The organism is Ruminococcus sp. OM04-4AA, from assembly GCF_003462585.1.
Lineage (GTDB): Bacteria > Bacillota > Clostridia > Lachnospirales > Lachnospiraceae > Mediterraneibacter > Mediterraneibacter faecis.
Genome location: NZ_QTZH01000005.1, coordinates 44,969 through 57,800, shown reverse-complemented (window position 1 = coordinate 57,800; position 12,832 = coordinate 44,969). Strand labels below are relative to the sequence as shown.

The following is a 12,832-nucleotide window of genomic DNA, read 5'->3' as shown; positions in this document are numbered from 1 at the left end:
AATAATGGATAAGAAAATGTTTTGTTTTCAGTGTGAACAGACAGTCGGATGTACCGGCTGCACAGGAAATGCCGGCGCCTGTGGGAAAAAAGCAGATACAGCCAGATTACAGGATGAACTGACAGGTGCGTTGATCAGCCTTGCAAGAGCTGTTGACGGTTCAACTGCTATTTCTAAAAGAACCGGGCAAATCATAATTGAAGGATTGTTTACTACAGTTACAAATGTGAATTTTGACGATGCATCAATTGAAAACATGATACAAAAAGTCAGAGCTGAAAAAGAAAGACTGGTTCCTGACTGCAGCAAATGTCAGTCACCATGCGGTAAAACAGATGAATACGATATGCAACAACTGTGGGATGCCAACGAAGATATCCGTTCTCTGAAGTCTCTTATTCTTTTCGGGATTCGTGGGATGGCAGCCTATGCCTATCATGCAAATGTTCTGAATTATGAAGATGCCGAGGTGAATCGATTCTTCTGCGAAGCATTGTTTATGATTGGTTATGGAGAGAGTGTGGAAACTCTGCTTCCCACAGTGCTCAAAGTAGGAGAAATCAATCTGAAATGTATGGCACTTCTTGACAAGGCAAATACAGAAACCTATGGAATACCAGAACCAACCGATGTGACACTTACCATAGAAAAGGGGCCTTTTATTGTCGTGACCGGACATGATCTGAGAGACCTGCAGCTTTTACTTGAACAAACAGAGGGAAAAGGAATCAACATCTATACTCATGGTGAAATGCTCCCTGCCCATGCATATCCGTTCTTAAAAAAATTCTCTCACTTAAAAGGGAATTTTGGAACCGCATGGCAGAATCAGCAGAAAGAGTTTGATCATCTTCCTGCTCCGATTCTCTACACTACCAACTGTCTGATGCCGCCAAAAAGCAGCTATGCTGACAGAGTATTTACAACAGAAATGGTTGCTTTCCCAGGTGCTGTTCATATCGATGAAAAGAAAGATTTTACGCCGGTTATTGAAAAGGCACTGGAACTGGGTGGTTACAAGGAAGATCAGATACTCACAGGCATCAATGGCGGTACAAAAGTGACAACCGGTTTTGGTCATGCGGCTATCCTGTCTCATGCAGATACTGTAGTAGAAGCTGTAAAATCAGGAGCAATCCGTCATTTCTTCCTGGTTGCCGGCTGTGATGGTGCCAAACCGGGCCGAAACTATTACACAGAATTCGTAAAACAGACACCTTCTGACAGTATTGTCCTCACCCTGGCATGTGGAAAATTTCGTTTTAATGATCTTGAGCTGGGAGAAATCGGTGGTCTGCCACGGCTGATGGATATGGGTCAGTGCAATGATGCTTATGGTGCGATTCAGGTTGCTGTGGCACTTGCAGATGCATTTGGATGTTCCGTAAATGAACTTCCACTCTCCTTTGTTCTCTCCTGGTATGAACAGAAGGCTGTCTGCATCTTGTTAACGCTTCTGCATTTAGGTATCAAAAACATTCGTCTTGGTCCTTCTCTTCCGGCGTTTTTGTCTCCTAATATTCTGAATTTTCTAGTGGAGAATTATGGCATTGCACCTATTACCACACCGGAAGAAGACATTAAAGCACTGCTGAACCATAGCAAATAAAGTTTTAACGGTTCAGCACCTTTACAGTTGCATAAGCTTTCGAGTGATCTATAAATTCAACAAAGCCGATGCGGGATTCAAAATCCTTCACCGGCTTTATTGATTGTAATCCCAGAAATGAAAACGATCTTATAATATGTACTCCATTTGTCTTTCTTTTGTTCGCATTCCCATTTTTTCATAAAATTTCTCTGCGGAAATATTTCCTGCCCATACATTTAATGTTACTTCATAACATCCCAGCTGTTTCGCTTCACTTTTTACATATTCAAACAGACTTTCGCCAATATGCTGGCCTCGAGCCTCTTGATCGACACATAGATCATCAATAAAGAGAGACTTAAACTGCACCATATTATTTGAAAAGGGCTGCTCCTGCAATTGACAAAATGCATACCCTATACAAACATCATCCTCATTTACTGCAACATATACCGGTTTTTCTTTATTTTTCAGAAGCTCTGTCAATTCGTCTGTAGTATATTTGGTCGTATCCGGAATAAAAATATCAGGTCTTATATCTGCATGAATTTGTAACACCTGTTTTAATAGCTCTAAAATTCTTGGAATATCTTTTTCTTCTGCTTTTCTGATAATCATTTTTACTCTCCCATCATTGTATCAATATCAGTAAACTATTTCTAATCATCAATTATTTCCCAGTGTCCATTGGAACCACGACCAATAAATCGGACAATACCTATATCTTTGATATGACGTTTTACAGTCTTGGAACTTATTCCTAACGTCATAGCCATTTTTTCTGAGGGACATTCCGAGGGAGCCGCCGATGATTTTTCCAGATCCACTACTTTTACGTTCCATATATCCTAGCCGATTAAATATATCTGCCAAAACCGGGTATCTTCTCGTTAATGGAACTGTAAGCGGATCCGGTAACTGCACTTGCTTCTCTTGTTCTTCCTGCATAGCTAAGCTGATGCTGACAGCACCTGGAATGACCTTCGGAGTCTCATCTCAATTTTGGAAAGAAGATGACTATCTTAAAGCCCTTTCCCCATTGGGAAGCAGCTCCAGACGAGGTTTAGATCGTCTGCCATCTTCTTAACCAGGTAAAGCCCTATACCGGTAGCTTTCTTTCTGCTGTCAGTAGAATCCCCGGTAAAGCCCTTTTGAAAAATATACGGCAGATCATATTTTTTTACACCGATGCCATTATCCTCAACTGAAAGGACATCTGCGGTCTCCGAATGTATCATAGAGATCGTTAGCATGGGACTATCGCTGCTATATTTTATGGCATTGCTCACGATCTGTCCCAACATAAACTGAAGCCCTCTACGGTCTGTATAGACTGTTTTAGATTGCAGTTTATTGAGAATTGCAAACTGCTTTTCTTCCAAAAGTGGGGCATAGTCATCCAGAACTTCCCCCAAGCAGTCATTCAAATTGATATCCTCAAACTGATAATCCTTTGTACTGCTCTTTAACCGGGCATAGTATAACATTTGAGTGACATCCTCCTGAAGCTGACTGCGGACATAATCTAGCTTTGTTTGCAGGGGAGGAGATATTTCGTCACTCCGATTATCCAGGAGCATGGTCAACAACGATAGGGGCGTTTTCGCTTCATGTGCCCAGCCCTCCACATATTCTTCATAGTCCTGTAGGGCATCTGCCATACTGTTACTCTCAGTTTTGTGTTCCTGTAAAACTGATGCCAGAAGCCGGATAGATTCTCCTTCTTCCTGGCTGATGGCACTGAGCAGCCGTTCCTCGTTGCAGATGGTAGGATCACTGAGGAAATCCCGGAACAGCTCTCGGCAGGTGGTCTCCCGCTTGTTTAGTACAAACAGAATCGCTGAAAACAAAAAGAGGCTTGTCAGAACTAGTAACCCAATCAAGGTTTGAAATGCCTGAATGTCAGAAATCCAAAGAATGATAGCACAAAAGCAATCCACGCCCAACAGCAACAATAGCCAGGGATAGTATCGCTCTGTTATGCGCCAAAGCTGCTTCATGGAGCCACCCCCGTTTCCAGACGATAGCCCATCCCACGAACCGCAACGATTCGCTGCTTCATCTCAAGACCGGACATCGTCTTTTTCAGCCTGGTCAGATTAACCTGCAAGGCATTTTCGTCTATGTATTCCGTGGTTCCCCATAGTGCTACGCAAAGCTGCTCCGTCGTGACCAGAGCATCGCCGCCGGACAAAAGAGCAACCAACAGTTTTCCCTGATTTTTTGGAAGCACGACAGAGGTATTATGAATATAAAGCGTGTAGGTCTGCTGGTCTAACAGGAAATTTGGTCCCTCCATGAGATTGGTACGGCCTTCATACCTTTTGAGAATATTGGATACCCTGGCAAGAAGTCGATCTTTTCTACACGGCTTCGTCAAATATTCATCGGCACCCAAGTGGAACGCTTGCAGTTCATCCTTTACCTGATCTCTGGAAGTCAGTACCAGGACGGGGATAGCGGTTTTATTCTTTAGTTCCTGGCAGATTTGAAAGCCACTGATCTCCGGCAAATTCAGGTCTAAGATCACAAGGTCAGGACGGAGGGCTGCCAAGAGCCGCGCGGCATCTTCAAACTCGCTGATTGCCTCCGCAACATACCCGTCCTTTTGGAGCATATTGCAGAGTTCTTCCCGCATATAGACTTCATCTTCCACAACAGCAATTCTTTTCACGACAGCACCTCCTTCCAAATTATTCTTCTCTCTGTGGCTGCATCAGTGTCAGCAAATACCGATCACTGGATCGCTTGACCACTCTCATATAAATATATTCTATCACGCAAAGCAGCAAAATCATAGCAACAGATACAAGCAGCATTTCAGACACTGTCCCACGGGTTCGAGACGAGAGTATCCCTGTAAATAACGCCCTGACTCCAAACAGACTGCTGACAGCCGCAACCAATACAGGAAGTCCCATAAACCAGGTAATTTGCTTTCTAGCAGACTGGCAAAGGGTTTCGTAAGTAGCTCCCAGGCGGATCAGCGTCTGGTATCTGCGCCCGGTTTTCTGCTGACTCATCAGGAACTGAACACCCACGATGGTGTTGGCAACTACCAGGAAAACAATCGCAAGATAGAGGGTAATATAACTGGATGCTATGGTGTAGAAAAGCTGACGACCCATATTCTGAAGATAGCTTTCATATTCAATGCCAGTTTCGTCCAGCTTCTCATTCAAATCCAAATATGCAGTCATAAGGCTATTTCCATCCAGAGCCTGCTCACTGAGCACCGCATTGACATAGGTATCATACATTCCTTGGCTATAATATAGGAATGCTTCATCCGGAAGAATCAATGCAAAGGACAAGGTTATAGAACGGTCCGTGACCAAATTCACAGACTGAACCTCTCCTGTAAGATGAATCGGACTACCATCCAGTTCCACCTTGGGCTGTCCGGCCAATACTTGGTTCAGCATTGCGGTACGGCTTACCGTAGTAAACTCTGTATCAATATAGACAGCGGCCTCTTTTTCGCCTAATTGGAGAGCCGGTTTGCCGGACAATTTCAACAAACGATTATAGTCCGATAAACAAATCAAATATGGGTATGTGGCATAATCAAGATTGTTCAAAAGGACATCCCGGTCTTCTGACTGGGGCAAGCTCCGAAGAGAGTCCATAACAGCGTTCATGCTGTAGGCATTATCATAATCTTCTATGGTGCGAATACGCCCAACCCTCATTTCAAAAAGCTCTGAAAATTGATTTTCCAAACTGTTTTCTTTCAGGACTGCCTTTATATTCGGAAGAACCTGCGATGAATCTTCTGCAGTATGATCTTCAAAAGTATAGTCGATTACATGACCAGAAGACAGGTTATTCGTTCCTGCAATTCCTACGCCCGCACCAAAACAACACAGCGCTGCCAGAATCAGCAGGGAGCTGATGGCCATGGAGTTTGACTGATGAATGACATTCTCCTGAATCTGCCGGAAGGTAAATACATGAAGCTGCTTATTTCCTTTTCCTTTCTTAACAATCAAAGCAATCAGCGCACGTATCCCATAGAAAAGCAGCATCGTACCAATTATGCCCAACAGCAAAGTCAGTCCCATCATACTTACCTTTGTCCATGCAATTTCCTGAATCGCCATGTAGTAAGCCACTGCCAACATCACACTTCCGCATATAGCAGCCAGTCCATAGATAACAGAGGGCATTTGCTTTTTGGTGCGGTTCGTTGACTGGGATAGCAAAGCGTCTATCTCCTGGCGGCTGATTCGTCTACTCAAAATCAGAAGTGCCGACAGCTTAATTGCCAGAAATCCTGCCATCGTCCATTCGATTGCAGACCAGGATAAAGAAAACTGATGACCGATGATTCCCATGCCTACCAGCTTAGCGGTGACAAGACTGACAATTTCTGAAAGCACCACAGCTACAGGTAAGCCTATGAACATGGCAAGAATACTGATCAGGCAATCTTCCGCCAGAAGCATACCAAACAGTTTACTTCTACGCATCCCCAACATTAGATAAACACCAAACTCATGCCGTCTGCGCTCGAATTGATACTTGCAGGCAAAATAGATCAAAAAGAACAGAATACCGAGGGTCATTCCATAAAACGCAGGAATCAGAAGCAGAAGTTTGTTAACTGCGTCACTCTCCATTTTCTGCAAAAAGAGCATTACATCTTGAGTGGAGATGGAAAGAATCATGTAAAAGGCAACAATGGAAATCACCAGGGAGCTGAAAAACAGACCGTTTTCCTTTCGGCTGCGGCGGCTGTTCCGAAGAATGAGATTAGAGAACATTTGCGCTGCCCCCTCCCAGTTGCGCCATCACCTTCAGGATGCGCCCGTAGAACTCCTGCTGGCTTTCGTCTCCACGCCGAAGCTCATGAAAGATCACGCCATCCTGGATGAACAGGATGCGCTTACAGAAGCTAGCGGCATTGGAATCATGGGTTACCATCAGGATCGTAGCTTGTTCGTCACGATTCAGGCCGGACAGCTTCTCCATAAGACTTTTTGCGTTCTTAGAATCCAGCGCACCCGTCGGTTCATCGGCAAGGATCATTTGAGGATGTAAGATCAGAGCTCTTGCTGCCGCAACACGCTGACGCTGGCCACCGGACATCTTGGACGGAAACTTATCCAGAACATCAGTGATTTCCAGATAGACAGCCAACTGCTTCAGCCGCTGTCTGCTTTCTGCTTCAGATACCCCATGCAAAGAAGTCGGGAGCAGGATGTTTTCCCTGCCAGTCAGGTTGTCCAGCAATTCAAAGTTCTGGAATAGATAACCAACCTTTTTCCCACGGTACTCTGCAAGAGCCTTTCCCTTGATCGATTGCAGAGTATCACCCTCCACCTGAATGCTTCCACCTGTGGGCTGAATCACAGTTGCAATACAGTTGAGAAGCGTGGATTTACCGGAACCACTGCTTCCCATAATACCGAGAAACTCTCCCGGCATGACCTGAAAAGTGATTCCGTTCAGGGCTCTCGTCTGGTTTGGCAAAGTCCCATAGACTTTGGTAAGATTTTCAATATTCAAAATTGGTTTCATGTGAATACCTCCTATCCATTTCTAGGTAAATGATAGCACAGAAACACAATAAAGAACACTTACAGTCGCTGTAAGGATTCTGTTCCTGTTTTCAGAACAAGAATGACGCATCAAGCGGGATAAGTATATGAATTCCTAATTTTCAAAACATATCCCTTGTAGTTTCCATATGTCTTGATTACCAATCCGATCTTCCAAAGGTGTAAATAAGGTGTAAATCCCCAGGCGCGACTTCCTGATTCAACAGCTAAAAGCATTTTTATATTTTGCTCTTCTTCGATTCTGCGAAGCTGAGCTTTTATCTCTTCTCTCATTTGTGACACCTCTTTTTTATTACACCTTTAGTTATAAAACTTTAAAGAATGGCATTACTTTTCATTACATTCTCTTGTCATAATCCCCGTAAACTGTTCAACACCAAATCGTCTCATAAACATCTCACATTTACACAAGAACAGGTAATAGATATTTAATCCGCAACCGCTTAATCCTTCATAATTTCCCTGACCTTTAGAAATTAACAGATCCGCATTCTCTACCTCTGTCATTGCTTCTTGGGATATTGCTCCGATCACATTACCCGGCAATCCTGTACCGTTTCCGATTACCTTTTGCGCAACATCTTCCATGTGAATGTGTTTCGCATCTTCCAATGTGGCGTCATTTAAAACCGGTTTTCCTCTTACAATCACAGTTATATGTAAATCAGGATTAATATCGCGAAGGGTTGAAATCAATAACTTATCTGTTACAATTTCTCCGCAGTTATCAGTAAAATAAACCAGCCTTTTTGCATTGACCAAATCGTTTTTAAATACATCTAACAGCTTAGAATCTATAGTTATATTTACTGCTTCATCTAATTGAACTTTCAGTTCACCTTCATTTACATTTTCTAAAGCTCCGAAATCGATATAGTTTCCAACCATCGCATACTGTATTGCTGTTTTTAAATGATTTTCAGATGTATCAACTTTATTTTTCATATACGGAAAGTAATCGAGCATTAATTGATTATAATGCTGTTTGATTTCAGTATAATCTATTACATTTCCAAAAATCTTTCGCCGAAGGTCATCCATTTTTTCTGCAACCTGAGGTGTAGATAATCCGTCACTATTTTCTACAATTTCTTTCACTTTATGTTGGTATTCTTTTATTTCTTCTTCAGTCGCATTGAGTGGGTACTTATCAATATTTCGTTTTATCTGACATACTTTACAATTCTCATTTATAACCATAGTTTTACTCCGCATTATCATATTTGTTTTCTCTATCTACTTATGAAAAAACAACGTCAATCTATTGTCCAGTATACCACATCATTGTTAAGAATACCAATTTTCCTATACGGATAAAAACGTACTTTTTCAGATTTCAAATATACACTTCCTTCCAAATATGATACGATATACCCAACAAATTACATGTGAGGAGAATTTTATGAAAGCCTATGAACGTTTACTAAAATATGCTGTTATCAAAACCCCTTCTGATGAAACCAGCACTTCAACACCTTCTTCCGCATGCCAGTTTGACCTGGCTAATCTTTTAAAGAAAGAGATGGAAGAACTTGAAGTTTCAGATATTCAGCTGACTGATAATTGTTTCCTCTACGGGAAACTTCCCGCAACAAAAGGATATGAGAGTGCACCTGCTATTGGCTTTATCGCCCATATGGACACTGTAGCCGATTACTGTGAGCAGCCAATTCGTCCGATTATCACAGAAAATTATAACGGTAAAGAGCTTGCTCTTGGCAATAGTGGATTGACCTTAAGTCCTAAAATGTTTCCACATTTGGAATCATTAAAGGGACACACGCTCATTACAACAGATGGAAATACTATCTTAGGAGCTGATGATAAAGCCGGAATTGCAGAGATCATGACGCTAGTCGAGCATTTACAGAAAGAATCCATTCCTCATGGTCCTATTTCCATTGCCTTTACTCCTGATGAAGAAATTGGCACGGGAGCTTCTCATTTTGATGTTGAGTTGTTTGGTGCAGATTTTGCCTATACATTGGACGGTTCTACAGAGGGAGAACTGGAGTATGAAAACTTTAATGCATGCAGTGCTTCTTTTGATATTCATGGGGTAAGTGTGCATCCTGGTTCTGCCAAAGATACAATGATCAATGCCTGCCTTCTTGCTATGGAAATTAACAGTCTGCTTCCTTTACACGAGACACCTCGTGACACAGAAGGATATGAAGGTTTCTATCACCTGATTAATATGAATGGCGATTGCGGACACGCCACGTTAAATTATATTGTCCGAGACCATGATACAGAAAAATTTCAATACAGAAAAGATAAACTCATTGATATTACAAATGAGTTAAATAAAAAATGGGGAGAAAATACGGTTGAACTCCATATAAAAGATCAATACTATAATATGAAAAATATCATCGAAGAACATATGCACTTGATTGATAACGCAAAACTTGCCTGTGAAAGAACCGGACTTGCTCCAATTATCTCACCGATCCGAGGCGGCACTGACGGTTGTCAGCTGAGTTTTCGCGGTCTTCCATGTCCTGACATTGGTACAGGAGCTTATGGCTATCATGGACCTTATGAACACATTTCCGCACAAAGTATGGATAAGGTTGTTAATATGATCATTGAACTTGTGAGAATATATTCAACTTTTTCAAAAGAAAAGTGAGGTTATTTCCAAATTAGTAAATGCTTAAAAGGCGCTGCTCTTAGGAATGAGTAACGCCTTTTAAACATCTATTTCATTAATAAAATTGATTATTTTTAATATCCGTTATATTTATGACATGCAGCTTTATGTCCCGGCTTTACTTCCAGACGATTTTTATACATGCAGATTTTTCTGCATCTCTTCTTTAAATTCTCTTCCCTTGAACAAAATCACTGCTACAAGGAATAAGAAACACGTCAATGCTCCAAACATACTCACTGTTGGATTTTTTACCACCCCGCATAAAAGCAGGATTACCGGAAGAATCAATCCGTATCCGGCGGCCATAATTTCATAAATAAGATACTCTCGTACCGGACTTTTCTGCACTTTAGCGGTTACAAACATTGCTGCAAGTGTAGATACACTCATGATCGGCAACACAAGATCTACAGACCAGCTGTGCCATCCAGTCAGTGCATCCCATATAAAACAGATGATTGTACCGATAATAAGCTGCCACATCGCATTTTTCAGCAGATTATATCGTTTAAAAAATCCGATCGACGAGGCAATCCACATTGTCACAACGCCTCCTGCTGTAAATAAGGTCCAGCGAATTCTTGGGTGGAAATTCAAATCCGTAACAAGCATTGCCGCAACAATTGCAATACACAGAAAACTATAGATCTTATAGACTTTCATTTCCTGTTCGCTTGGCTTACCTGTCTTTGGAAATTCAGGTTTTACTTTTTCAGATATAATTCCCTGTTCTTTTAACAACCGATAAAAGTTACGTTCAATATTCACTGTATCGTATCTAGATGTAAATGCAAATGATAATTTATCCTGGAAGGAGCACAAACATAACTCAAGCTTCGGGGTGTTTGTATATACGCCAAATCGCTCAATATAAGGCACATAACTCTCCGGCATTTTAACTGCGCTCATATTAGAAAAGATTGCTGTTGTGTTCTTTTCTGAATATTTTGCGCCTGCCTGAATGCAAAGGTTTTTCAATTCCAACGGAGCAAGTCTTAGGATTGGATGCCGTTCTAACGCCAGCAGTTCACTGATATGTGCAGACATTTTTTCTTTCGTTAGTTCAGACTCAAAAAATTCCTTTGTATATTTTAACACTGCTTCAAAACTTTTATCCTGTGTTTCAAAATTATATCCCGGTTCGATCCAATTAAAGAAATTCAGCATCGATGTAGATGGGAAAAACTTTCTTAGGTTAACCGGAACCATTAACACGACCGGCTTTTTCTTCTGCATCTTAGACATTTCTTCATTTATCGCCATCATAAATAATGCTGTCAGAAAGATAGTCATAGATACTCCGAGTTCTCTGCTTCGCTTTAATACTGCCTGTACTGAGACAACAGATTCGTGGACATGCAGATGATTTCCATCTTTCTTTTTCCTTCGTATCTGAAAAGCATTCAGTTTTCTTTTTTTCGGTCGTTTTTGATCTTTTGAATAATATTTTAAGAAACTGTCATCTTCCTGATCCTGTACCGTCATATCTTCCGGCAGCAGTGCAACCTGTTCTAATCCTTCTTCTTTATGTGCAAAGTATAAATAATTCTTTACCAGCTCTTTTAAGAATTCGGTTGCGCCTGTACCATCCGTCAATACATGGAACACTTCAAAGTTAATACGTTTTTTATAATAGGTCACTTCAAAAAGTAGTGTCTTCTTATCTCTTATATAGAGTCTGCTGCAAGGTTCTTTGTACTCTTCTTTTACAATCGGCCGCAAATTACATGGCTCAAGATAATGCCAGAAGAATCCTTTGCGAAGCACCATTAGAAATGTAGGAAATGTTTCTATCGTCTGATTCAAAGCTTCCTGCAAAACGTCAGAATCTACTTTTTCCTTCAATTCACAGTAGAAACGGAATACTCGCGTATCTTTTTTATTACTGGCAGCAGAATATAATTTTGCTGCATTATCTAACTTTCTCCAGCGTGCTTTTTTCTTACTCACAGTGTTTCCCCTTTCAGAAATTCATTAATATAGGTGAAACTTTCCTGTACATGAAGCTGCTTGATCCCCAATGCAAAATATCCGTGAAGTGCATCTTTGATACGATGGATCTCCACATGATTTCCTGCCTCTTTCAATCGCTCCCCATATGCTTCTCCTTCATCACGAAGTGGATCGAATTCACATGTCAGAATCAATGTATCCGGCTGATTGCTCACATCTTCTGCGATATATGGTGCAAAATAAGGATTCATCTTATCCTCCTCATTTCTCGCATAAAGATCAATATAATCCTGCATTTTTCCGGCCGTCAAAAGATAATCGGACCCATTTTCCTTGACAGATACAAATGGTGAATTCTCTGTATAATCATTATAGGTAGCCGGATAGATCAGAATCTGTCTTTTTGGCATGAATTCCCCGCGGTCTCTTGCCATCAAAGATAATGCTGCGCAGAGATTTCCCCCGGCACTGTCTCCGATCAAAGTAATGTTTTCTGGTCTTATATTTAACATAAAATCTCCAGAATATGCCGCTTTTGCAACAGCATAACAATCTTCCAGACCTGCCGGGAATTTATCTTCCGGTGCCAGTCTGTATTCAACTGCAACTACATATTGTCCGGTCGCATCTGCAAGCCGGGCGCAAATTCTTTCATAATTATCAATACTTTCTGTAACCCAGCCGCCGCCATGGATGAACAAAAGCAATTTTTTATCCTGAATATCGTGCTTCTTTTCTTCACTTTCTCGAAAGCTTTTCTCGCTTGGAAAAAATATTCGAATCGGAACTGCATGACTTCCGTTATATATTTTCTCGTCTACTTTCTTATAAAAAATCTTCATTGGATCCAGTCGTTTTAAATCCGCCATATGACGAAATGCTTCCACTTCTACTCCATCAAAAGATAATGCTTTCAAAATTTTCTTTGCTGTCTGATTGATCAATAGTACATTCTCCTTATATCCGTTCTTATGTCTGTAAAAGACTACGAGTCCATTATATCATAAAGTGCTCTGAAAAATAAATTTAATGTTGAAAAAAGCACCAGCCAACTGAATGACCGAT

General features: G+C 41.2%; 11 protein-coding genes. 2 read left to right on the top strand and 9 right to left on the bottom strand.

Going from position 1 to position 12,832, the window contains the following annotated elements:
- Positions 1-4 precede the first annotated feature (4 nt).
- Entirely contained in the window at positions 5-1,609 is a 1,605-nt protein-coding gene (hcp, locus tag DXB52_RS03025; protein WP_118106497.1) for a hydroxylamine reductase, read from the top strand.
- Positions 1,610-1,738: 129 nt separating this feature from the next.
- Here hcp and DXB52_RS03020 read toward each other — a convergent pair whose 3' ends face one another.
- The 7 genes from DXB52_RS03020 to DXB52_RS02985 form a co-directional block, all read right to left on the bottom strand.
- The gene (locus DXB52_RS03020; RefSeq protein ID WP_118106495.1) at positions 1,739-2,209 is read right to left on the bottom strand and encodes a GNAT family N-acetyltransferase; all 471 of its coding nucleotides are present in this window, start codon (positions 2,207-2,209) and stop codon (positions 1,739-1,741) included.
- A gap of 404 nt (positions 2,210-2,613) precedes the next feature.
- Positions 2,614-3,591: a sensor histidine kinase gene (locus tag DXB52_RS03010; protein WP_472519923.1), complete on the bottom strand. Its 978-nt coding sequence runs from the start codon at positions 3,589-3,591 to the stop codon at positions 2,614-2,616.
- Positions 3,588-4,283 (bottom strand): response regulator transcription factor, encoded by a 696-nt coding sequence (locus DXB52_RS03005; RefSeq protein WP_264466816.1) that lies wholly within the window; start codon positions 4,281-4,283, stop codon positions 3,588-3,590. Before DXB52_RS03005 ends, DXB52_RS03010 begins: the two co-directional genes overlap by 4 nt.
- Before the next feature lies 1 nt (position 4,284).
- Entirely contained in the window at positions 4,285-6,357 is a 2,073-nt protein-coding gene (locus DXB52_RS03000) for an FtsX-like permease family protein (RefSeq protein ID WP_117915715.1), read from the bottom strand.
- A complete protein-coding gene (locus DXB52_RS02995) occupies positions 6,347-7,114 on the bottom strand; it encodes an ABC transporter ATP-binding protein (RefSeq protein WP_117541864.1) in 768 nt (255 codons plus the stop codon). Before DXB52_RS02995 ends, DXB52_RS03000 begins: the two co-directional genes overlap by 11 nt.
- A 110-nt stretch (positions 7,115-7,224) precedes the next feature.
- Positions 7,225-7,428: a DNA polymerase beta superfamily protein gene (locus tag DXB52_RS02990; protein WP_117861410.1), complete on the bottom strand. Its 204-nt coding sequence runs from the start codon at positions 7,426-7,428 to the stop codon at positions 7,225-7,227.
- A 54-nt stretch (positions 7,429-7,482) separates the two neighbouring features.
- Complete coding sequence (locus tag DXB52_RS02985; protein WP_181983968.1) at positions 7,483-8,355, bottom strand: damage-control phosphatase ARMT1 family protein; 873 nt, start codon at positions 8,353-8,355, stop codon at positions 7,483-7,485.
- A 202-nt stretch (positions 8,356-8,557) separates the two neighbouring features.
- Between DXB52_RS02985 and pepT the strand changes: the two genes are divergently transcribed.
- Positions 8,558-9,790 carry a peptidase T gene (gene pepT / locus DXB52_RS02980; protein WP_118106491.1) on the top strand — a complete coding sequence of 411 codons (1,233 nt, stop codon included), beginning with the start codon at positions 8,558-8,560 and terminating at the stop codon, positions 9,788-9,790.
- Positions 9,791-9,946: 156 nt separating this feature from the next.
- On the opposite strand, the gene DXB52_RS02975 is transcribed toward pepT, so the two are convergent.
- Complete coding sequence (locus tag DXB52_RS02975; RefSeq protein ID WP_118106489.1) at positions 9,947-11,764, bottom strand: DUF6320 domain-containing protein; 1,818 nt, start codon at positions 11,762-11,764, stop codon at positions 9,947-9,949.
- Positions 11,761-12,708 carry an alpha/beta hydrolase gene (locus DXB52_RS02970; RefSeq protein ID WP_472519931.1) on the bottom strand — a complete coding sequence of 316 codons (948 nt, stop codon included), beginning with the start codon at positions 12,706-12,708 and terminating at the stop codon, positions 11,761-11,763. The genes DXB52_RS02975 and DXB52_RS02970 overlap by 4 nt, the downstream gene beginning before the upstream one ends.
- Positions 12,709-12,832 lie beyond the last annotated feature (124 nt).